This window comes from Tenacibaculum profundicola (assembly GCF_057220795.1).
The window spans coordinates 2,298,807-2,321,434 of record NZ_CM170137.1; the positions used below are offsets into that span (position 1 = coordinate 2,298,807).

A 22,628-nucleotide genomic window follows, 5' to 3' on the forward strand; every position below is an offset into this window, starting at 1 on the left:
AACTAACTTAAAATAATTCAATACCTATATACGAAATATGTATCTGTAAATCGTATAAGATCAAATTCTTTAAGAAGTAATAAACCTGTATTATTACATATATTATACCATTTGAATTTACCGTAATAAAACGTCCTTTTTCCCTTTCTATTTCAATATAAAGAAAAAAATACTCATTTTCTTTTACAGTAAATTCAAACAATAACTGGTATTAACTAGAATTCCAAGTTCTTTGTAGTAATGATCGCATCATTAATAACAAAAGGCATAGGCATCATGGTTTCATCACGTGGTTTTAAACTAAACGTTGGATTCACTAAGAGGTCATATGATATTTCGTTTAAAATAAGCTCAGGGTTCACGTTTTTATCAATGGTGAATGTAATGCTTAGATCCCTGTCGGAATTTGCCATTTGATAAACCAGTAAAGAACCTCTTTTTGCTTCAAAAGACATCCCTTTATCGTAGAACACACCATTAACACATAAACTTTCTATAGTAAAAGGAGTACTATTGTAAATTTCATACTTATTAACTTTTCTGTTTGGAACAATCGTAAAATGGATCTCTCTTTTAGTGTCGATTATGGTATCGATATCTATTTTAATAGTAGAGGTAGGAATATTCTTATCATCGGCTTTTTTACAATAAGTATAACGTGTATTGTATTTACTTTTTCCTTCTGTGTTCAGGATATCCCCACTAGTATAATCCGCATCAAAAACTTGCTCAATATAACTATCAAACACCTGGTTGTAAGTAGCCCAATATGAAGTGTTTTCATCTGAATTTTGAACAAATACTAAGCTGTTAGGTTTCTTTTTGTCTATAGAGAACCCACTGTTAAAAGTGGCTATACTAAATAAAATGAGCGCAGCAAAACCTGTTAAAAACTGCCAGATACTCTTTTGTTTATGATGAACAAATATAGGGACTAGAAATCCAAACATGATCACAAGAAGTACGGAGGAGATGAATATCGTCTTTAGCCCTAATGCTACAGGAAACAGCTTAATCATTGGACTCATCATATAAATTGTGGGAACTGATATGATCGCAAAAAGAACGGGTTTTGTCCTTTTCGAAATATCCATGAAAACCAGCATACTTAGAATAAAAATAGCGGCAAGAACAGGTATAATTAAAAAGGCAGCGCCTAATAAATACTTTCCTATAAAAGCATTGAGAAATAATCCGAAAACTATAGGAGCCATATATAAATCGGTGGTCTTTTCAGCATTGAAATAGCTATAAATTTTAAATAATAACCATAATGTTAACAACGTAAAGGCGGCAATATATTGGTAGCCATTATAGGTGAAACCGTGTAATATATCGGAATATTGAGGATGTACAACTAAAATTAATTTCCATAAAAGGTAGCTCAGACCTCCCGAAAGAATAAGTGATGATGTAAAAGGTATAAAACTTTTAAGACTACCCCTTATGGTTATTTTTCGGCGTCGCAGTCCAACAAGGAAAACAATAATAAACGCGACACAAGCAAAAATGAACATAGGAAATATCCAAGTAAAAGGGTAAGTTAGCAGTTTTATAAATGGGAAATTAACAAACACAAGATCTTCGTCACTATCTAAACTAGATAAGTCATTATATGCAAAGTGATTCAGTGTGTTTGTAAAATAGTCGGCGTGATGCAAGAGCGAATTGCGATCAAGTCTTTCGTAAGAATCTTGTTCAGTATGGTAATCGAAATGATCATCTATAAACGCAAAATTAAAACCATTAATATTGCCATTTTCTCTGAAAACAGTTAAGTCTGTATCATTAGGAAGCTTTTTGTAAACACTATACATTAAAGAGTTTGCTGCTGGGAAATTTACATTCGCTTTCTTAAACTCGTCAAGAAGCTTCTTGTTTTTCCCATTAGTTTCCATAAGCATATAACTTGGTCCTCCACTTCCTCTCGCTTCAAAGTTTAAAACCAATTTCACTTCTTTAGCCCAAGGATGATTTTCAACAAACGCTTGCGCCCCTAATAAACCTAATTCTTCAGCGTCTGAAAATAATATGATAATATCATTAACCGGTTGCTGTTTTTTAGATAGGAAAGCCCTTACTCCTTCCAAAAGCGTAACCACTCCAGCTCCAGCATCGCTAGCACCGAGGGCTGAATGAGGGTTTGAATCGTAATGAGTTAATACTAATAAAGCATTACCACTATTAGATCCTTTAATTTTAGCTAATATGTTTTCTGCCGTAGTGCCTCCCTTCCACTTTTTATTAATAGCCGTTTGTGTCTGAATTTCTGGATGTAATCCGAGTTTTTTTAATTCTGTTACAATATATTCTTGAACCTTTTTATGTTCAATATTTCCTGTGAAATGAGGTCTCTTCGAAATGTTTTTTAAATGATATAGCGCATTATTAATGGAAAAAATAGTGTCATGTGCAGGTTCTTTTTCTGGTGAAAAAGAAGGGATACTATCGTTAAAACTCCAAAAGATGGTTAGTAGTATGATTAAGGTTGCGAAGAAGGTATTAGTTTTTTTCATTTAGTTGGTTTTATTCACATAAAAGTAATCAAATTATATGTTTTTTAACATAGTTACTAAACGTAATTTAAAATCAGTATATTTAATACATAAAAGTCAAACAATTATGGGAATTATAAACTTTCAGGGAAAACGTACAAATCCTCAAAAAAGAGAATCAGAATCTATTTTGGTGTCAGATTACATGACAACAAAAATTATTTCATTTAAAGAACATCAAGCGATTGAAGATGTAATTGAAACATTAATTAAAAATAGAATTTCAGGCGGACCAGTAGTGAACGAAAATAATGAATTGATAGGTATTATTTCTGAAGGAGATTGCATAAAACAAATTTCGGACAGCAGATATTACAATCTACCTATTGATAAGAACAGTACGGTTGGTAAAGCGATGGTAAAAGAAGTAGAAACTATTGATGGAAACATGAATATCTTAGATGCTGCCAACAAATTTTTGGAATCTAAACGAAGAAGATTTCCTATTGTTGAAAACGGAAAACTTGTTGGGCAAATTAGTCAAAAAGATGTACTAAAGGCTGCCATGAAGTTAAAAGGAAATACTTGGAAATAAATAACTTTTAGAGCATTACTTATAAGCTTACAGTTTTTTAACTGTGTGTAATTAGAAGCCTAAATATAGATTGTAAATCAGGACATTGGAAATAATGGTAAGAACAATTTGGATTGGGCTAGTTGTAGTTACCATATATATTTGTGGATGGATAACCTTTATTGATTGTATACTAGGCACCATCATAGCAGAAAAACATAATCATTGGAAGTTACTTGTTCCGAGCATTGTAACCATTGTGCTTTTGGTTATCTATACGGAAGAATTACTGATTGGATATAATCCTAAATCAAAATAACGGAATTTAATGTCGCTACTGACTTTCTCTATTTTGATCATTATCTTGACTATAGTACAAATTTCTGAATTGGAGCTATTACTTGATAATTCTGTAACTGAATTTCCGTTAATTAGCCCGTTATGTATCACTATTTTGACAACATGTATTGGTTTGATTGCAAACCGAATAGTAAAAATTAAAATAATGAATATAAAATAACGACACATAATAACTTCCGAGGTAAACATGAAATTAATGTTTTTCCTACTTTATAAAAAGTATTGATTATTCCTGTTTAACTAGCAAAAACCATTCATTTTCTAGTTCCAAATAGCCTTGGTCATATACATAAAAATAAGTATTTCCTTTTTTCGTAATGTATAAAGCAGTGATAAATTTAAAATCGAATCCTTTATCAAACAACTTACGCCTAGTTACTTTTGTTTTACCCGAAGTATTCAGTTCACAAAGGATCTTATAATTTTTTCGTAAACGGTTATTGGTGTTCCTTATAAGATTTTTACTTTCTTTATTTGTTTTATTATTGTAAGCGTTTCTGCAATAATCTGAGCAGAATTTTTTATCAATTCTTCCTAGAACTTTTTCGCCACACTCTAAGCATTTTTTAACATCGTTCATTTGTTATACAATTTATAGAAATAATACCATTTACCATTTGAATTTACTTTTACAGTAAATTCAAATGGTAAATGGTATAAAGATATTAAAATAAATTAAACGTTTACATTCATTTACAAACGAAAACAAACGTTTAATAACCGTTTTGAGCAGGTTTTGTAAAGCATCTTTGCAGTGTCAATTCACAATGAATGGCAACATCTTAACTGTTTAACGAATAAAATTAATACTATGAATGCACTTAAAAACAATGTACAGTTAATTGGGAACTTAGGAAATGATCCAGAAATAATTACTCTAGAAAGTAATAAGAAACTGGCAAAATTTTCGATAGCAACTAATGAAACGTACAAAAATTCTCAAGGCCAAAAAGTAACAGATACACAATGGCACCAAATAATAGCATGGAATAAAACAGCGGATATCGTTGAGCAATTTCTTCAAAAGGGAAGTGAAGTAATCATTGAAGGAAAGTTAACTTCGAGATCCTTTGAAGACAAGGAAGGCAATAAACGATATATTACAGAAGTAGTCTGTAACGAGTTACTTATGTTAGGACATAAATAGAGGGGGAAATTGCTATATCTATTAAGAAAATGAAGATTAATTTCTTCGAAAATTGAAAAAGAAAAAATAAATAGAGCTACCTTTTAAAGTAGCTCTATTTCTGCTAATACCGATTCTTAGGTAAAATTACTCAATCATACCGTATCTTAGGTAACGTTACACAACCACTTCCGTACAGTCATATTTGTGCGCTACCTATAGATCGACATTTACTATAAAGAATTACGATCGATAAATTAATATCATAAAAATCTTATTAACCTAATTAAAAAACAGGATATAATATAAGCTTACTAAAAAAATTAACAACTAATTCAATTTCTATACCCACGATTTAATAGTAGTATACTCTTCTGTTTTTTTTGAATCTTATACCCTTTACCTTAATAAAACATTAACTGTATTCTACCCCACATTTCACCAATTAAAGGCCTAAAAAAACTTATGATATTAGAGGATCATTCTAAATACTCCTTACCTTAAATCTATTCTTTTGACGTATACCTCATAAATCAACCATTCTGATTTAGTTGTTCTACAGGCACAAAATGTTCTTTATATCCAAATTTTTCTGGACCGCCTAAAACGAGACCCTCTGGGGTTCTCCATTGCGCATTTGCTTTCATTCCCAAGGCAACAACTCTAGCTCCATATTGAATACTTTCCACCGTTATCGGATACCCATTCTCGGCATCTACTAAACATATTAAATCAGGAGTAGAAGCTATTGTTTTGCCGTCCTTTTTTGCCATTAAAAATTCATTTTGAAAATCAAGTACAAGCTTACTTCCTTTATCACTATCAAGACCTAATATTTCACAAGTTCCCTTGTTCCATCTTCCATCTATAGTAATTTTTACATTACTTATTTTACCAGAAAATAATCGTATCGCACTTGCTGTTTCGATTAAGGCTGTTATAGGGTTGATATTATAATTTTTTGCGTTTAAAATGGCATTTCCTATTTTTCTAGCATAGGTAATTATACCGTGTACAGCGGCTTTCTTTACTTGGGCACCAGTCATCGGAAAACAGCTGATAGCACAAGAACCTCCCATTTGAATAGCTGTTGCTCCTACTAGGGTTTCAGCCCACGTATTATCAATAGCATTGTACACGTTTTGATTTCCTTTTTCGTCTGCTTGCGTTATCGGAGAGGATGAAATTCCATGTAAAGTAAAAGTTGTCATCTCAAGTCTAGGAAAAGCCCTTCCCATTCCGTCTGCATCTATCAAAGGAATTCCTTTGGTAGCTGCTACTCCAATAGGTATCACACCGTTTAAACCTCCTGCTTCTGCTGAGATAATGGCATCTATTTTTTTTCCAAGGTACTTTTCCATCATATCAAAAGCTTGAACAAATTCATCTCCAGAAAATAGTTTTTCAACTAATATCAAAGGCGCTCCAAACGCAGCAACACATACTACCACTGCATCATTGTCGAGGTTGTTAGCGTCTATTAAAACTACGTTTCCGTATTTGTTAATAGCTTGTTTAGTTAGTAGTTTCCCAATATATGGGTCTCCACCTCCACCTGTTCCTAAAACTGTTGATCCCATAGCTATGGCATCTAAATCTTTAATTCCAATCTCTATCATAAAATGAATTTCATTAGTTAATCATAATTTTTAAAATAATATTCCTCAATTTGCCCTTTAAAAGGAGTACGATACAAATCACTTGGTAATAGTTTAAATGTAATAAGTGAATTTGCATGTGTACGTTCATAGAAATAGATTCCATAACAGGCTCGTATTATGCCTGTTTACTTGCAGATCCACATCTTGAAATTTAAGTACACGTCAATTTATAGCGATCTGCTTTTTCTATAATATTTAGTGTGTATAACTTCGGCAAATACTGATTCTATGAAGGAAGTTCCACAATTAACTTTAGTGAGTGTTAATTTTTGAGTTGCTTCGTTTCAGAGAGTTAATATCATCGGTTTTTCTCGATCCTTTGACAATACTTGGTGCTTTTGTCGTCATAAAATGATTTTACATATAAAGTAACTACATCACTACCTAAACATCTATTTAAACAGCTAAATCTCCACAGAGTTTTACCTTTAATTTTACCGCGCCTGGAAGGTATGCCAACGGTATTGATTCTTTAGTAAGTACAGTAATACTATTTGCTATGGCTCCTTTTTCTAATAGTTTTTTTTCTGCACTTAACTCTAAATTTTTTAATGCTTTGTCTTCATTATTTTGAGAAGTGTTTATAACTAATTCTTCTTCGCTGCTAATTTGGGCAATGCAGGCACCAAAGGCATTAGCAACTTCCATATGCTCAGGAAAAATCACTTCTGAGGCTCCAGATATTTCTTTCGGTAATAAGAAAGCACCGCCACCGCAAGCTACTACAGGTATGTTTGTAGCGTTTGTCTTTAACTTATCTACAAGCTTTTCAATAGCTTCTCTAATTGCATTTTTTACTTCATTTAATGCCTTTGCATATGAAATACCAACAACAGATTGAATTTTGTGTTGTACATCTACGTTATTTTGAGCGTCTTTAATTTTTAAGTGATTTTCAGCAATAAAAAAATCAGAAAGCGTTAACTTATCTCCTCCAAATGCAATTGCTTTTTCTTTCAGTAGATACCCAACAGAATCCGGTCCTAGTTTACATTGATTGTTTTCGAATCTTACAATTGTTCCTCCTCCGATACCAACAGCGATTACATCTGGCATTCTAAAATTAGTTAGCACGCCACCTATTTGGGCTGACTGGGTACTTTCTCTAGGAAAAAAATTAACCAGTACCCCTCCGTCAGAAGTGGTACCTCCAACGTCAATCACAATTCCATTTTTAACCTTTGATAAAGCTCCTGCTCCTCGTATACTGTTAGTAGGCCCAGATGAAATAGTGAGTACAGGGAATTCTTGTACATCTCTCAAAGACATTAGCGTACCGTCATTCTGGCCTAAAAATAATTGAGAAGTTAAGCCTAAACGCTTTACCGTTTCTTCAAAAGCATTCACCATTTTAGAAGCCACTCCTTGTAAAGCCGCATTGAGTATAACTGCGTTCTCTCTCTCTAAGAGCCCTAACCCTCCAACTTGGTGTGAGCAACTAATTTTAGTTTCCATTCCGAGCACTTCACGGGCCCAAGTAGCGACCTGCAATTCTTGATCAGGTAATGTCTTTGAAAAAATTCCAGTAATCGCTAAAGAGTCTATTTGTCCTTTCATTTTTTTTAGACATTCTTTCACTTCATTTTCATCTAATGGGCTTATTGGTCTTCCATCAAATTCATACCCGCCATGAACCATATATATATGCTTATTCAATAACAATTTTAAATCTGAAGGAAAATCAGTCATTGTTGGTATAGCCTTACTCGCTGGTAAGCCTATTCGGATAGCCCCAACTCTGTTCAATTCTTTACGTTCCACTAGTGCGTTCGTGCAATGGGTGGTACCAAGCATAATATATTTAATCTCATCTTTAGGAACGGCTCCGTCTAAAATCACCGTTTTTAGAGCATTTTCTATCCCACTGCTAATATCAAGTGTAGTGGTTTGTTTAGTTTTTGATAGTATTTGGTTGTCATGTGTCACCAATACAGCGTCTGTATTGGTGCCTCCTACATCTACGCCTATTTTATAATATTCCATTGTTTTACGTTTTATTAGTATTTAAATCTTCGACAGGTATATACAGTTCATTATAACCAAATTTTGCAATCAGATATTCATTTTGAAAATCTATTAACATTTGTGAATTTGAATCTTCATCTAAACCAGTTATCTCACAAATTCCCTCGTTCCAACGTCCTTGAGTTTTAATTCGAACATCTGTATTTTTCCCAGTGAATAGCTTTATAACAGAAGAGTTATTTATAAGTGATTTAACAGGATTCAACCCTTTTGCTTTAGCATCAATAATTGATTTTCCAAGTGTATTTGCGTAAGAGATTACATTATGAACAGTAGCTTTTTTGACTTGAGCACCCTTCATAGGATAGCAACATATAGCACATGTGTTCCCCATTTGAATTGTAGTAGCACCGACTAAGGTCTTTCCCCAAGCGTTATCAATAGGGTAATAAATTAGATTATTTCCTTTTTCATCTGCTTGAGTTATTGGAGATACCGGTATGTTATGCAAGGTGAACGTGACCAAATCTAGCCGAGGAAAACATCTTCCCATACCATCTGCATCGACAAGCAGTACTTGTTTATACGCTGCTATAGAAATTGGTATTATTCCATTTAATCCGCCCGCTCCTGTAGCGATATAGTTAATTTCATTAAGCCCTATTTTTTTCATTCCTGCTCAATTTTGTTACTATAAAATACGCTATGGTAGCAACCACAATGCCAAGTATATTTTTAATTTCTGAATCCATCAACAGCATCACTAACACACCTGAAATCCACGAAACAATTCCGTTCCAATTATATGAAACATAGTTTTCAGTATAGACCTTAGAAAGGTAATAATCGGCAATCATTACCCCAGCTATAGGAGTGATGGTGATAGTAAGTAAACTAATAAAACTCATAAATTGTGATAGTATTCCAATAGCGGCCAATACAATTCCAATAACTCCAGTAACCAAAGTGGTTTTAGATCGTGATATCTGTTTCAGATTCAAGAGATCAGTAAATGCTAACCCTGAAGAATAAATATTCATTACGTTAGATGTCCATGTCGCTAGAATAAGTATTGACATTGCAAGAAAAGGAAAGCCTAGAGTAGAGAAAATCTCAACAATATCATAAGTTCCTTGGGTAATAGCAAATATGGCTCCTATCCCCAATAGACATAAGGCTGAGGGAATAATACCAAAAATAGAACCAAGTATTGCATCCTTTTTTGAGGCAGCAAAACGATTATAATCAGGAGATATAACACCTCCTACAGAGATAAAGCCAATTGTAAGACCAATGGCTTGTAACAAAGGCATTCTTTCTTTTGGAGTATAGTTTAGTATTTCTTGAAAGCTATGTGTTTTAAATGTAATAACTAGCCCATATACAAGTAATAGTACAATAGCTGGCACTGCCACGTAGTTAAGCCATTTTAAGTATTTAAATCCAAATACAGCAGTAAGTACCATTATTATCCCCCAAAAAACAGAAGATACCCATACGGGAATTTCTGTACCATTCATTTCAATTAGTATTTTAGAAAATGAAGCTCCTGCTATATTGGTTTGTATACCAAACCACCCTAAAGTAGAGAGTCCTATCACTAAACCAACTATTATTTTTGCACCATTTTTTCCAAAGCTGCTAGAGGCTAGTGAAACTGTAGCTTTACGTGTTTCTACAGCGGCAATACTTAACAATGACATAAAAAACACGACGAAGCTAAAACCAATAAGTCCAGTAAATATTGATTGATTAAAGCTAAGAGAGGCTATCAACGTACTCCCTATAAGTAAAGCAGGGACACTTACAACTCCTCCAAACCAAACGCCTGCAAGACTATACCATTTTGTGTTGTTTTTATTGTTACTCATAATTCTAGATTTTATTTATTATTCCTATACCTTCTTGAAAAATCACTTTTATATTTTCCTGCTTAGACAGAGAAGAAATATCAATTAAAGGGCTTTTATTAACTAATAGTACCTCAACTTTTTTCCCTCTTCAACGGTTTCTGTTTCTTTCTGTATTTCTAAACATTCCTTCCTAGAGGCCATTTTCAGCTCTTCTATAAGTTCCTGATAATTTATATTTTCTTTTATGAATGATTATTTAAGTATTAGTTTTTTAATTGGTTAATAATGGAAATACATTTTGTGCTTTCATCATATTATTTCCTATTAGCAACTATATTATCTGCCATACAGGTTGTTTAAATTTTTACTACTATCTTCCCTTTCTGTTTATTGGATAACATGTATTTATAAGCTTCTATAGTATTCTTAAAATCAAAAACACGATCAACTATAGGTTTCAACGTTCCTTCTTGAATTCTTTCTAGCACATACTGTTTCCCTTCTTCTAACAAATATTTATCTCTAATATAATTAAACAGAGAATAAGCGTGGAGTGTTACGTTTTTACGCACTAAGTCGAGTACAGGAAACTTTGGAGACGTTCCTTCTAATAAGCCATAAATAGCAACAGTACCTCCAAAAGAAAGTGCCGATATATATTGTTGAGTAAACTCAGTACTGGCTATGGGGTCAAAAACAAATTTAATTTCCGTTTCCCCTGAAATTTCTTTTAATCTTTCTAATGTATTTTCCTCTCGTGTAACAATTACATGATCGGCTCCTAAACTTTTAATAAACTCTTTTTTAATTGGAGTTCTGGTCGAACCAATTACAATAGCTCCTGCATCTTTTGCCAATTTTAAAGCCCCCTGTCCGGCTGTTCCAGAAGTTGCAGGAATAAATACATAATCTCCCTTTTGCACATTCCCGATTTTAAATAGTGCGTAATAGGCTGTTAAGTACTGCATCCAGAAGGATGTTGCCTCTTCAGTATTATAATTATCAGGTACTTTGGCTAGATACATTTCAGGAACGGTAGCATATTCCCCTTGAACTCCATATTGATTTGTAAAGAAAGGAATTGAAGAAACTTTATCCCCTTTTTTAAATTTAGTAACATCTTTACCAACATAAATAACTTCTCCAGTAGCTTCTGATCCTATTCTAGAAGGAAGGATAGGTTGCGTATAGTGCATCCCATGAATGAAAAGAATATCTGCCTGATTAAGGGCAAATGCTTCAATTTTAACTACGACCTCTGTTCGTTTAGGTTGCGCTATTTTAATTTCGTCAAACTGTAAAACCTCTGGGCTACCTATTTTATGAAACCTAATAACTTTCATTTAAAAATAAATTTATAATTTATGAGTTAGTCATTTTTTCTTCTATTTATCGGATTCGCTTTTTTGATTTAAAACATATATTAGCTTTGTGTCTTTAAGTACGTTACCTGCTTGAGGCTCTAAAGCATTGATATAAACAGCCACTCCTTCTGTTAGGTAACCTGAAACCGAACCGTCTTTATCTAGCATCTCTATACATCCTTTGGTAATGATAGATACTTCATTAAATGGATGTGTAGAAAACCCTTCCTCAGGAATTCGAGTTCCTTTTTTTAGAAATACGGTTCCAAATGAAGTAGTTACCCCTGCATTTGTATGAGATAGCAGTTCCTTGTTATAGTATTCCCCTTCTTTAGGGAAATTGATTTTTTTTAATTTCATGATTAGTTGTCTTTTTTACCAAATAGCACAAAAATTATTTTAGCGTCTTCAACAACGATTCCTCCATGCCCCTCAAAATAGTCGACCATAAAAGATTCGCCTGCAGCTAAATGTCTTTTGCAATCTGGTTGATTCTCTAATAAAATATTTACACTACCCTCTATTAATAAGACTATTTTCTTTTGATCGTGATGGGTAAAACCTTCTTTCGGAATTCGAGTTCCTTTTTTTAGAAATACCGTTCCAAATTGAAGATTAAAAGCATCATCATTGTGAACAAAAAGTTCTTTTAGGTAATCTTCTTCAGAGCCTGACGGATATGTGAGGTTTACAATTTCCAATGATCTCAGATTTTTGTTATACTACTTCACAACAATTCTATTTCCAAAAACAAATTCTTCTTTAAATAACTCAAATCGCTCAATATCTGCATGAGGCGGTGCTTGGCAACTCCATTTTCGAGAAGGCTTCCAGTTGTATTGTTTTTTTAAGAGTGCTGCTTGCTCGGCCTGCTTAAGAGCAGCTAGAGAGGGGTCTATAACAGGTACTCCTAATTCTTTTTGGATGTTTTTATAAAACCCAAACTCGCAGGTACATCCCAAAATAATAGATTCCGCAAAATCTTCTACTACAGCTTTTTTTGCCGCCATAAACAAATTACTAGCTGTAACGTCATGATTTTTTTGAAATTCACAAACATTCATGTTTACATCTCTAAAAGAAGCCAAATATTCTCCATATCCATATTCTTTTATGGTAGTTTGCATTTCATTCTCCCATTTTTTTTGCCCAATAATGACGGAAAACTTGTTTGATAATTTTAATGCTATTTCAATGGATGAATGGCAAGGGCCAATCACTAGCATCTCGCCAGAAATTTCTCTAAGATCAATTAAATATGGATCATAGAAACACCCGACAATTAATGCATCAAATCCTTCTTTTGAGGCTTGTTGAGTAGCTTTTAACAATTCCGTTGCGACTAGTAAGTTATACGTTCTATATTCCAAATTATCCATTAAACCAACACCAGAAGTTAATGAGGTTACGTGTACTTCGGTATTTGGGAATTTATTCTTCTCAATCATTTCGGCGAAAAGAGTATCATATGCATCAAAACCTATAGGGTTTAAGTACATTATTTTAAGTGAATTCATCATTTGTTAAGTTTTTTTAGATAAAAAACAGTTATTGATAATTTAAATTATCTGATGTAAATCAGTTTCATAGAATTCATTAGCCTGTTCAGGAGTTATGTATCCATTTTTAACATCCAATAACACTTGATCTACAGCGCGATTTTTAGGATTTCCATAACCCCCACCAGTTGCAGTAACACAACGTACAATATCTCCTTTTTTTAATGCTAAGTTTGTTCCCATACTATATCTTTCTTGAGTTCCGTCTTTTCGAATAATCATAAAATAATTATACGAACCCTCGTAACCACCGTTCATTCCCCACGTTTTTGTTTTTTCTCCGTGAAATGCTGCGGTGACACGGGCTTCCTCAGCAGTAATTTTATAATCTAAATATTGACCATTCCCTCCTTGAAACTCTCCATATCCTCCTCCTTCGTTATGAAAAGCATATTGCTCTACTTGAATTCCGTAGCGCATTTCTCTAATTTCAATAGGGATATTATAAGATTCCCCACTTCCACAAGATAACTGACCTCTATTTCCATCGTGATTTGTAGAGGCACCCCACCCCCCAGCAAGAGGCTCAGCTTGTATAAAAAACTGTTGGGTATCTGGGTGGATTCCTGAGATAAATGTTGCGCATACAGATCTTAAGTGTCCTGCCGGTAATTTATTTGGAATGATAGGCGCTAAAATTTTCCATACCAAATCAATTGCCGTAATTAATACTTCATAATAAATGGAAACGGCAGATGGTGCTTGAGCGCTCACTATGGTTCCTGGTTTACAAATAACTTTCATGGGTCGAAAAGCTCCACCGTTTGCATCCATTTGCGGAGTGGTAATTGCTTTGAACAAGCTTCTGCACCCTGTAACTAAACCACTGTAAGATAAATTTGTAGCTCCTTTAACTTGAGGATGTGAGTCATTGAAATCTACGATAAACTCAGTATCAGTAATCGTAATCTTTGCTTTTATAGGAAAAGGGCCTTCGTTAAATCCGTTATTTTCAATTTCAGAAGAACCTTCATAGACTCCATTAGGAATTTCCTTTAATGCTTCAATACACATTCGTTCGCCATAACTTAAGAAATCTTCTTTCGCTTTGACAAAGGTGGTATATCCGTATTTTTTGATGATAGAAATAACTCTTTTTGCTCCAACTTCTGCAGCAGCTATACCTGCAAAAAGATCGCCAAGGGTACTGTCTGGTAAGCGCACATTTGTCTTTATAACATCTATAATAGCATCATTAATTTTTCCTTTTGATTTAATCTTTATATATGGTAAATGAAGACCTTCTTGATAAATTTCCGTAGCGATAGTTGATACAGAACCAGGAAAGGTACCTCCTAGTTCAGTCCAATGTGCTTTATTAACAGTATATGCAACAAGTTTATCTTCATAGAAAACGGGATAAATTACAGAAACGTCGGATAAATGAGTTCCTCCTCCAGCATAAGGTGTATTTGCAATGACAACATCTCCTTTTTCTAAGCCTCCCTCGTGTTTAAATTTTTCAATTGTTGCTTTAACAACAGCGTCTAAGGCCGCTAAAAAAGCTGTTACCCCATTCCCTTGGGCCAATAGTTCTCCTTTTTCATCTGTAATTCCAACAGCGTAATCTAAAGATTCATATATAATAGGACTCATACTTGTTCTTTGCAGGGTTTGAAACATTTCATCACCAGCGGCAACTAAAGTATCTTGAATAATTTCCAGTGTAAATTTTTCCATTATGCTGTTTTTTTTAAGATTAGCATTAAATTTCCGTATATATCAACGTTAGCATCGTACAATGGCGAAACCACTGTAGTAGTAGCTTTTTCGGCAATGATAGCAGGGCCTTTAATAATCATTGCTGGTTCTAGCAATTCTCTATGGTAAAAAGGGGTTTGATGCTTACCTAGATCATCAAAATCTACTTCTCTAGTGTCAAATACAGCGTCTTCAACTTTCTTTGTTGTTATTTGTTGTTTAGGGAAATCAGGTTTTTCAACCTCAACTTCAGCTACTAAATGAAAGTTAACCAATTCAACTCCCGCATCAAGCTCAAAGGAATATTGTTTCTTATGCTCTTTATGAAAATTAGTTACAATAAAATCTAATGACGTTTCTTTTGAGAAATTTTTCAATAATACTTTAACATAGTGCTCTTGCCCCTCATAACGTAGGTCTACATAGTACGTAAAATTCACCTCTTCTGATTTATACTTATCAGCAATAAAATTTTCTAAGGCATTATTTTTCATTTCAGAAAAAGTTTGAAGAATAGTTGATTTTTGACTTTCTACAACCGCAAGCACATTGGTTCTTATATAATCTCTTCTAATATCAGACATAAGCATTCCGAAAGCAGAAAAAACGCCTGCATGTGGTGGAATAATAATTTCCGATATTTGAAGTTCTCTAGCAAGATCAGCACCGTGCATAGCGCCCCCTCCTCCAATAACTACAAGTGAAAAATCACGTGGATCATATCCTTTATTCACAGAAATTAGTTTCAAAGCGTTTACCATATTCGCATTGGCTATTCTTAATATGCCTTTGGCAATATCTTCTTTAGATCCATTAAGCGTTTTACATAAAGGCTCTGCAGCTTTTTCTATACTTTTGAAATCTGGTTGCATTTCTCCTCCTAAAAAATAATCAGGATGTATTTTCCCTGTAATGATATTAGCATCAGTAGTAGTTAAACTAGTACCACCTCTTCCGTAAGCAGCTGGCCCTGGCATTGCACCAGCACTTTTAGGCCCCACATGCATCTTTCCTCCCTGATCTACCCAGGCAATACTACCGCCACCGTTTCCTATTTCAACGATATCAATTACGGGGGTTTGTATGGGATACCCAGCCTCTGTTCTTGAATGTTCTATTTTATAATTAGTGGTTATTTTAACCTGTCCGTTCTCAACTAAGGCACATTTAGCGGTTGTTCCTCCGATATCTAAAACGATTATATCTTTTTTATTGATAACTTTTCCCAAAGCAATAGCGCCAAATATACCACTTGCAGGCCCTGACTCGACCATGGTAATTGGGTTTGCTTTTACATCATTAATGGTGGTTATTCCTCCATTAGACTGCATAATGTAGGGAGCTTCTTTTAGCCCTTGTTGCTCCAGTTTACTTTGAAGGTTATTTAGGTATTTTTTAGCTATTGGAAGAACATAACCAGATAAAACAGTGGAACTTGTTCTTTCGTATTCTCTCCATTCTCTTGTAACCTGATGAGAGGCTATAATTTCAATGGAATTATTCAATTCTTTAAATTTTCTAAGAATTTGAATTTCGTGCTCAGGGTTTTTATAAGCATGCAATAAGCATATTGCTATTGCTTCGACCTTTTCCTGTTTACAAATCGCAATAATTTCTTGAAGTTTGCTGAGGTCAAGTGGTTTGAGAATTTTTCCTGTGTAATCCATTCGTTCTTCCATCTCAAACCTTAAGTATCTCGGAACAAAAGGGGGTTGTTTTACAAAATTGAAATTAAATAGATCAGGTCTATTACATCGAGCAATTTCTAAAACATCTTTAAATCCACTTGTAGTAATTAAAGCTGTTTTTACACCTTTTCTCTCAGTAAGTGCATTAATTACAACTGTTGTTCCGTGAGCAAAGAAGCCCACTTCCTCTAAAGAAACATTTCCTTTCTTTATGGTATTTAAAATCCCTTGTTCAAAATTTGAAGGTGTCGTATCTGACTTTGCTATTTTTACTCCTGTAGGTTTACCTGTTTCTTTGTCAAATTCCAGGCATACAAGATCTGTAAAAGTACCCCCTATATCTGTTGCTACTCTCATTATTAAATAGTTTTTATATGTATGAAAAAGCCACCAATAATTATTAGTGGCTTTCACCTCTAATTAAACTAACTACTATATCAATTCAAATAATTAGTCATGAAACATTAAAATTTGTAAGAAAGCTCTATTCCGTAAGTGGTTGGATTCCCAAGCCAAATAAGATCTTGTCCTGGCCCTCCTATTGATTGACTTGAATAAAATTCTTGTGCATATTTTTCATCCAATATATTAGCTCCCCAAAAAGTGACGTCTAGGTTTTTATTAAAGGTAGCTCCTAATCTAAGATCAAGTAGATTATAATTAGGACTTATAATATTAGGTAGTTCTTCATGCCATAGGATTTCTCCAGTTCCTTTTAGGTTTAAGATTCCTCTTAAACTAACAACTTCAGAAATAGGGAAATTCGATTGTAACGCTAGGTTAAAGCTGTCTTGAGGAACAAAAGGTGTTCGAACTCCGTTGAAACCGCTTCTATCAGTATCTCCTGCTTTTCCAGCTTTGATTATTTTTGCATCAACAGCTCCATAGCTTGCAATAATATCTAAGTACTTCGACGCCCTAAGTTTCATATCTATTTCGAAACCTTTAATCGAGCTTTGATCATAATTATAGTTTCCTAAAATTATATCTGGAGGAGTCAATTGAAGTCCGTATTGTTGTTGGTTATCAAGATTAGTATAAAATGCCGCTATATTTAATATAAACCTATTTTCCCACCAACTACTTTTAAAACCTAATTCATAGTTATCACTGGTTTCGGCACTATATTCCCTATCGAATATTGTTGTTCTCTTTGCATTGAAACCACCAACTCGATACCCTCTTCCATAATTAGCAAATAGTAAAACATCTTCATATGGAGCATAAGAAACTGAGAATTTTGGTTGTAACTCGCTATCCGATTTAGAGTCATTAGATCCTAAAGCAGGATTTTGTTGTTTTATTTGATCATTGTCAAAACGCAATCCTAGAGAGAAGGTGATTTTATCTGAAAACTTGTAGTCTATAAAACCAAATAAAGCTATCGTGTTATACGTATTGGTAAAATCAGATACCCCTAAATCGTTGAAAGTTCCGGTCGGACTAACTGGATCTGCGAAGAATCCAAAATCTGCTTGAGCCACTGTTTTAAGATATCTTTCATTTTTTTGATAAAACGCCCCCAAATCCCATGAAATTTTTGAGTTGGTATTTTTTGATCCCAATCTAAATTCTTGATTAAATACTTTCGAATTACTGTCTTGATTTTGTAACAATATCGGAGGTGCTGAGTGATCTAAGTCACCTGTTCCATTTCTTTTTGCATCGTTATAAGAAGTAACAGACTGGAATTTCATGTTTTCAAAATCATATTCTAATTTTGCAAATGCGAATAGATTTTTTAATAATGCTTCTCCGAGAACATCTGCTGTAGCCACAACATCGTCTATATCATTTGGGTGAACCACAGGCACATTATTTGCAGGAATATGATAATACAAACCTCCACCCTCAATATTGTTGTATTGACCGCTTAATGTAATTTTTAAATTTTCAGAAATATGAAAATACAACTGGGCTCTTGCGTTATAATCATCAAAATAATCGGGAGCGGTATTATTTGTTATGTTATAAAACAACCCATCTGATTTTTTATAGCTTCCAGAGAGTCTATAAAATACTTTGTTTTTAACAATTGGGCCCGAAAAAGCACCTTGACCTTTAAGTGTATTTCCATTAGAATAGCCAAGGTTCACCTTGTTTCTAAAGGAATTAGTAGGTTTTTTAGTTACTATATTAATAGCTCCTGCGATCGCGTTTTTACCATATAGTGCTCCTTGAGGTCCTTTTACAACTTCAACCATAGCCAAATCAAACAATTCTTGGTTTAGCAAATTAGAGTCTGGAACTGTAACTCCATCAATTACAAACGAAATAGGCGCTTCACCGTTGCGAATTTGAGGTATACCTCTAACTGTTACAAAATTAACCCCTACATTTTGAGATGTATTAAAGTTAACATTAGGCACTTGTGCTGAAAAGGTTTGTAGATTGGTAATTCCAGCATTTTCTATATCTGTTGAGGTCATTGTTACAACAGATTCTGGTATGCTTTGGATAGATTCCGCCCTACGGCGTGCCTGTCCAACAACACTAGTAAAACCATTTACAACAATTTCTTTCAGATAGGCAGAGTCTTCGGTTAAAACAACATTAATTCTTTTTTCTTTTTTAACTATAATTTCTTGAGTAGTATAGCCAATAAAAGAGAAAACTAAGATCGCTCCATCGTTTACGGTAATTGTATAATCGCCATTAAAATCGGAAACTGTACCGTTTGATGTTCCCTTTTCAAAAATATTGACACTTGGTAATGACTCTGTTTCAGAACTGACGTTACCGCTAATTGTAATTTTTTGTGAAAAGCACAAAAAAGGAATAAAACACGCAATTGTTAGTAGGAATCTTTTCATTGTTATTTATTTTTAGTGATTGTTGAAGACGAAAGTATGTGATTTAGTGTTCCTTATAGTTCATTCCAAATATTTATTATTAAATTGGTAATTCCAATTTTAAATTATGGAAACTAATGGAAAAACATTCCAAAATTGAACACCACGAGACACTAGTTCTAACTAAATATGTCTTTAATTCGTTATTAAAATTGATTACTAATAAGTTTAAAAAAGACAATGCTATTCCAGAAAACTATAAGGATTCACAACTATACGGGTTTGGAAGTTTTGACCCTAACTTACCTAGTATAAAGCGTGAATTGGAGTTGTTATTAAAAGGATATGTCAATGGAAAATATCTATATAATAAAACGAGAGAAGTTTCTACAGGAAAACCTCTTGTTAAAATTAGCCGAGAGTATAAGTTTTTGTTTTTTAACTATCTAGGATATAAAGATGTGTTCGAGTTTTTACTAGAGGAAATTCACGAAAAAGAAGAAAAAGAAAAACAGTTAGAGCTTATAAGTAGTTACGTTTCTAATGAAGATTGCTACTATGTTTGCTATTTCTATGGAGAGGACAAGAAAATGACAAAGGGTCAAATACTTATTTACAATAACTGGAAGACATTTGAACTAATTTTTGTGTACCAAAATAGAAATAAAACAGAGGCTCCGATTTATTACAATCTGTTTGGCACAATTAAACAAGAAAATAATTTTGTGCATTTTGATGCAAAATTCTTCACTAAAAAAGGAAAGATAGAAGGGGCAAACTTTATTTTCTATGTTGGAAAATCGAATATAAACGAACGTCCTATTTTGGTAGGGACATATTCTTCTTTTGATAAATACGATCATAGTATCGCGGGAAATTTAATTATAGTAAGAAAAGAGAGTAGTGAAGCAATGCAGTCAGAAGCTAATTCTTTTGAGTTTGATCCGATACTTTCTCAAGAATTAATAAAGCAGCGTTATATATCGTTAAGCCATGTACCTAAAGAGCTTTCTAGATTATCGTCAAAAAGCCCATATGCAAGTATTTTTGCAAAAATACCAAGTGATTACTCTGCTATTTTTAGCATTGGAGATGAGGAACATAAATTCGAATTCCAGATAGAAAAATATCATTATAACACAATAAGCAAAACAACAAATGTAATGGTGGAAAATGATCATTTATCATTGGAAAATAAAGGGCAAATTTTAGAGCTTCATTTTAGTTTGGTTGGGATATTTTTTATTCAAAAGGTTTCGATCTATATTAAAGTCTATAACTTGTTTTATAATAACCATGGTGTTGGTCACTTTACAGGCATTGATATCAACAACAATATAGTTACTGGAAATATCTCTCTTAAAAAAACATCTGAATGATATAGGGGCGAGTATACCATGTAATAAGACACGTTAATTTAGACGGATAACATTCTAATAAAATGGTGTAGTGCAAAATATCTCATCATTCTGTCAAAGATTAATGGTATATCATTTCTCATGCCAATTGACCGATCATAAATTATTTATTGTCATTGGCGATCTTATAAGTAATACACAAGCATAACTGCAAGGAAATGATTGAGTAATGTTACCTAAGAATCGGTATTATTATGTTTTTCCAGCAGTAAATAGCTAAATTTAAGGGTATAAAGAAAAATCACGTTAAATTATTAGTGCTTTGTAACTTTTATATTTTGGAAGAGTACCTAGCGGGGTAATTGAAGTTGTTTACAGTTAGGCTTGGTGCTACTAAGGTTTTTTCTCTATCAACCAAGTGAATTTGGTTATTCCGTTTCGATTTGTGCCATTGATTTCGGAGTTACAGTGCCAGTAATTTCGGTTTAAACCGAGCCATTTTTAACGGTTCGATTTGTGCCACTTTTAGAGATTGAGTTAGTAATTACCTTGCTGTTTAAAACTAACGGCATGGCAAACACACTTGATCCTATGGACTTAAAACAAATTCTAAGTTTACATTTAGACGGTCTTAGCAATCGTAAGATAGGGGCTTCTTTAGGCTTATCCCGTAATACGGTAAATGTATACTTACGCTTATTTAAAGCCAGTGATTATGGCTTAGACGAACTTTTGGAGTTCGATAATTTAAAACTAGAACGCTTATTTCCATCGCATACCACTATTGATAATGAGCGTTATAACACACTTGTTAGTTATTTTGATATACTCAGAGGGAAGTTACATCAACCCGGATTTACTTTTTCCTACCATTATCAATGTTACTGTAATGAAGTATCTAATCCTTACAGTTATACCCAATTTTTAGAGCATTATCATCGGAAGTTTCCAAAAGAAAAGGGTTCTATGAAACTAGAGCATGTTGCCGGTGAGGCAATGTTTGTGGATTATGCAGGTAAAAAGCTTCATGTTTTAAACAAAGAAACAGGAGAATTAGAAGCTGTAGAGGTTTTTGTAGCCATACTTCCCAGTAGTCAGTATACGTATGTTGAGGCTTGTGAAAGCCAAAAACAAGAAGATTTTATTCGTTGTTGTGAAAATGCTTTACGTTTTTATGGAGGTGCTCCAAAAGTGATTGTATCAGATAATTTAAAGTCTGCTGTGACAAGGTCTAGTAAGTATGAAGCACAAATCAACAGAAGTTTTAAAGATTTTGCACGTCATTATCATTGTGCTGTAAACCCTACCAGAACTTATAGTCCTCAAGATAAAGCTTTGGTTGAAAACGCTGTACATCTAACGTATCAACGAATTTACTATCCTATGCATGAGATGACTTTCTTTAGTTTGTCAGATCTGAACAAGCAGATACAGCTACATTTACAGCGGTATAATGATATGTTATTAACAAGAAAAAAAGCCAGTCGTAAAGAGCTATTTCAACGTGATGAACGTGCCCTTTTAAGACCGTTGCCAAATAGTCATTATCAAATTAAGGAGTACCGAAGAGCTAAGGTTCAAAAAATGGGCTATGTATATTTTTCAACAGACAAAAATTATTACAGTGTTCCTTATCGTTATATAGGACACCATACTTCTATTGAAGCTACATCAACCACCATAGAGGTGTATTATAACCGCCAACGTATTGCTATCCATAAACGTAATCCTGTTAGAGGTTCTTATAACACCAATAAAGAACATTTGAGTAGTACTCACAAAAATTATGTAGACTGGAGTCCTGAATATTTTGAAACCAAAGCATTCAAACATGGGGAATATGTAGCCCAGTGTGTTAAGCAAATTATTGCTAATGGAACACATCCTGAGATTGGTTATAAAAGAGTTATGGGGCTTATTCAGCTCTATAAAAACTATGCTCAGAACGATTAAACAAGGCATGTGAAAAAGCCTTAAAACTTAATCTTGTAAGCTACAAACGTATTCAAAATATACTTAAAAACAATCTGGACAAACACTCTCTGTTCTATGAAATACTGGAAGAAAACACCTCTCATATACCTAAACACAATAATATTCGAGGAGCATCTACTTACAAATAATAATAACTT

Annotated in this window: 18 protein-coding genes; 5 read left to right on the forward strand and 13 right to left on the reverse strand. The window is 33.6% G+C overall.

What is annotated here, in order from left to right:
* Positions 1-215: 215 nt before the first annotated feature.
* On the reverse strand, positions 216-2,516 hold the full coding sequence (locus tag AC2TDS_RS09855; protein ID WP_484735420.1) for a M20/M25/M40 family metallo-hydrolase: 2,301 nt from the start codon (positions 2,514-2,516) through the stop codon (positions 216-218).
* Between the two features lie 106 nt (positions 2,517-2,622).
* Between AC2TDS_RS09855 and AC2TDS_RS09860 the strand changes: the two genes are divergently transcribed.
* A complete protein-coding gene (locus tag AC2TDS_RS09860) occupies positions 2,623-3,090 on the forward strand; it encodes a CBS domain-containing protein (protein WP_484735421.1) in 468 nt (155 codons plus the stop codon).
* A 94-nt stretch (positions 3,091-3,184) separates the two neighbouring features.
* On the forward strand, positions 3,185-3,388 hold the full coding sequence (locus tag AC2TDS_RS09865; RefSeq protein WP_484735422.1) for a hypothetical protein: 204 nt from the start codon (positions 3,185-3,187) through the stop codon (positions 3,386-3,388).
* A gap of 267 nt (positions 3,389-3,655) precedes the next feature.
* Here AC2TDS_RS09865 and AC2TDS_RS09870 read toward each other — a convergent pair whose 3' ends face one another.
* Positions 3,656-4,009 (reverse strand): hypothetical protein, encoded by a 354-nt coding sequence (locus AC2TDS_RS09870; RefSeq protein WP_484735423.1) that lies wholly within the window; start codon positions 4,007-4,009, stop codon positions 3,656-3,658.
* Positions 4,010-4,240: 231 nt separating this feature from the next.
* Here AC2TDS_RS09870 and AC2TDS_RS09875 point away from each other — a divergent pair, with 231 nt between their 5' ends.
* On the forward strand, positions 4,241-4,576 hold the full coding sequence (locus AC2TDS_RS09875) for a single-stranded DNA-binding protein (protein WP_484735424.1): 336 nt from the start codon (positions 4,241-4,243) through the stop codon (positions 4,574-4,576).
* Positions 4,577-5,088: 512 nt separating this feature from the next.
* Here AC2TDS_RS09875 and AC2TDS_RS09880 read toward each other — a convergent pair.
* The 11 genes from AC2TDS_RS09880 to AC2TDS_RS09930 all read right to left on the reverse strand — a co-directional run bounded on the left by AC2TDS_RS09880 (position 5,089) and on the right by AC2TDS_RS09930 (position 19,159).
* Positions 5,089-6,174 (reverse strand): S-methyl thiohydantoin desulfurase family protein, encoded by a 1,086-nt coding sequence (locus AC2TDS_RS09880; RefSeq protein WP_484735425.1) that lies wholly within the window; start codon positions 6,172-6,174, stop codon positions 5,089-5,091.
* Between the two features lie 438 nt (positions 6,175-6,612).
* Positions 6,613-8,199 (reverse strand): hydantoinase/oxoprolinase N-terminal domain-containing protein, encoded by a 1,587-nt coding sequence (locus tag AC2TDS_RS09885; protein ID WP_484735426.1) that lies wholly within the window; start codon positions 8,197-8,199, stop codon positions 6,613-6,615.
* A 4-nt stretch (positions 8,200-8,203) separates the two neighbouring features.
* Complete coding sequence (locus AC2TDS_RS09890) at positions 8,204-8,854, reverse strand: S-methyl thiohydantoin desulfurase family protein (protein ID WP_484735427.1); 651 nt, start codon at positions 8,852-8,854, stop codon at positions 8,204-8,206.
* Positions 8,835-10,052 (reverse strand): cytosine permease, encoded by a 1,218-nt coding sequence (locus AC2TDS_RS09895; protein ID WP_484735428.1) that lies wholly within the window; start codon positions 10,050-10,052, stop codon positions 8,835-8,837. Before AC2TDS_RS09895 ends, AC2TDS_RS09890 begins: the two co-directional genes overlap by 20 nt.
* A gap of 338 nt (positions 10,053-10,390) precedes the next feature.
* A complete protein-coding gene (locus AC2TDS_RS09900) occupies positions 10,391-11,377 on the reverse strand; it encodes a zinc-dependent alcohol dehydrogenase family protein (RefSeq protein WP_484735429.1) in 987 nt (328 codons plus the stop codon).
* A gap of 42 nt (positions 11,378-11,419) precedes the next feature.
* Positions 11,420-11,758, reverse strand: coding sequence for a hypothetical protein (locus AC2TDS_RS09905; RefSeq protein ID WP_484735430.1), 339 nt, complete (start codon positions 11,756-11,758; stop codon positions 11,420-11,422).
* Between the two features lie 2 nt (positions 11,759-11,760).
* Positions 11,761-12,099 carry a cupin domain-containing protein gene (locus AC2TDS_RS09910; RefSeq protein WP_484735431.1) on the reverse strand — a complete coding sequence of 113 codons (339 nt, stop codon included), beginning with the start codon at positions 12,097-12,099 and terminating at the stop codon, positions 11,761-11,763.
* A 21-nt stretch (positions 12,100-12,120) separates the two neighbouring features.
* Entirely contained in the window at positions 12,121-12,918 is a 798-nt protein-coding gene (locus AC2TDS_RS09915; protein WP_484735432.1) for an aspartate/glutamate racemase family protein, read from the reverse strand.
* A 39-nt stretch (positions 12,919-12,957) separates the two neighbouring features.
* Positions 12,958-14,637, reverse strand: a complete 1,680-nt coding sequence (locus tag AC2TDS_RS09920; RefSeq protein ID WP_484735433.1) for a hydantoinase B/oxoprolinase family protein — start codon at positions 14,635-14,637, stop codon at positions 12,958-12,960.
* Entirely contained in the window at positions 14,637-16,703 is a 2,067-nt protein-coding gene (locus AC2TDS_RS09925) for a hydantoinase/oxoprolinase family protein (protein WP_484735434.1), read from the reverse strand. The genes AC2TDS_RS09920 and AC2TDS_RS09925 overlap by 1 nt, the downstream gene beginning before the upstream one ends.
* Before the next feature lie 107 nt (positions 16,704-16,810).
* Positions 16,811-19,159 (reverse strand): TonB-dependent receptor, encoded by a 2,349-nt coding sequence (locus AC2TDS_RS09930; RefSeq protein WP_484735435.1) that lies wholly within the window; start codon positions 19,157-19,159, stop codon positions 16,811-16,813.
* A 116-nt stretch (positions 19,160-19,275) separates the two neighbouring features.
* Here AC2TDS_RS09930 and AC2TDS_RS09935 point away from each other — a divergent pair, with 116 nt between their 5' ends.
* Both AC2TDS_RS09935 and istA read left to right on the forward strand, forming a co-directional pair.
* Positions 19,276-20,517 carry a hypothetical protein gene (locus tag AC2TDS_RS09935; RefSeq protein ID WP_484735436.1) on the forward strand — a complete coding sequence of 414 codons (1,242 nt, stop codon included), beginning with the start codon at positions 19,276-19,278 and terminating at the stop codon, positions 20,515-20,517.
* 549 nt (positions 20,518-21,066) lie between these two features.
* The gene (gene istA, locus AC2TDS_RS09940) at positions 21,067-22,449 is read left to right on the forward strand and encodes an IS21 family transposase (RefSeq protein WP_484735437.1); all 1,383 of its coding nucleotides are present in this window, start codon (positions 21,067-21,069) and stop codon (positions 22,447-22,449) included.
* Positions 22,450-22,628 lie beyond the last annotated feature (179 nt).

What these genes read in the sequence shown, in the direction of transcription:
- AC2TDS_RS09855 (WP_484735420.1), bottom strand. Translation starts at nt 2,516, where the DNA reads ATGAAAAAAACTAATACCTTCTTCGCAACCTTAATCATACTACTAACC.
- AC2TDS_RS09860 (WP_484735421.1), top strand. Translation starts at nt 2,623, where the DNA reads ATGGGAATTATAAACTTTCAGGGAAAACGTACAAATCCTCAAAAAAGA.
- AC2TDS_RS09865 (WP_484735422.1), top strand. Translation starts at nt 3,185, where the DNA reads ATGGTAAGAACAATTTGGATTGGGCTAGTTGTAGTTACCATATATATT.
- AC2TDS_RS09870 (WP_484735423.1), bottom strand. Translation starts at nt 4,009, where the DNA reads ATGAACGATGTTAAAAAATGCTTAGAGTGTGGCGAAAAAGTTCTAGGA.
- AC2TDS_RS09875 (WP_484735424.1), top strand. Translation starts at nt 4,241, where the DNA reads ATGAATGCACTTAAAAACAATGTACAGTTAATTGGGAACTTAGGAAAT.
- AC2TDS_RS09880 (WP_484735425.1), bottom strand. Translation starts at nt 6,174, where the DNA reads ATGATAGAGATTGGAATTAAAGATTTAGATGCCATAGCTATGGGATCA.
- AC2TDS_RS09885 (WP_484735426.1), bottom strand. Translation starts at nt 8,199, where the DNA reads ATGGAATATTATAAAATAGGCGTAGATGTAGGAGGCACCAATACAGAC.
- AC2TDS_RS09890 (WP_484735427.1), bottom strand. Translation starts at nt 8,854, where the DNA reads ATGAAAAAAATAGGGCTTAATGAAATTAACTATATCGCTACAGGAGCG.
- AC2TDS_RS09895 (WP_484735428.1), bottom strand. Translation starts at nt 10,052, where the DNA reads ATGAGTAACAATAAAAACAACACAAAATGGTATAGTCTTGCAGGCGTT.
- AC2TDS_RS09900 (WP_484735429.1), bottom strand. Translation starts at nt 11,377, where the DNA reads ATGAAAGTTATTAGGTTTCATAAAATAGGTAGCCCAGAGGTTTTACAG.
- AC2TDS_RS09905 (WP_484735430.1), bottom strand. Translation starts at nt 11,758, where the DNA reads ATGAAATTAAAAAAAATCAATTTCCCTAAAGAAGGGGAATACTATAAC.
- AC2TDS_RS09915 (WP_484735432.1), bottom strand. Translation starts at nt 12,918, where the DNA reads ATGATGAATTCACTTAAAATAATGTACTTAAACCCTATAGGTTTTGAT.
- AC2TDS_RS09920 (WP_484735433.1), bottom strand. Translation starts at nt 14,637, where the DNA reads ATGGAAAAATTTACACTGGAAATTATTCAAGATACTTTAGTTGCCGCT.
- AC2TDS_RS09925 (WP_484735434.1), bottom strand. Translation starts at nt 16,703, where the DNA reads ATGAGAGTAGCAACAGATATAGGGGGTACTTTTACAGATCTTGTATGC.
- AC2TDS_RS09930 (WP_484735435.1), bottom strand. Translation starts at nt 19,159, where the DNA reads ATGAAAAGATTCCTACTAACAATTGCGTGTTTTATTCCTTTTTTGTGC.
- AC2TDS_RS09935 (WP_484735436.1), top strand. Translation starts at nt 19,276, where the DNA reads ATGGAAAAACATTCCAAAATTGAACACCACGAGACACTAGTTCTAACT.
- istA (WP_484735437.1), top strand. Translation starts at nt 21,067, where the DNA reads ATGGCAAACACACTTGATCCTATGGACTTAAAACAAATTCTAAGTTTA.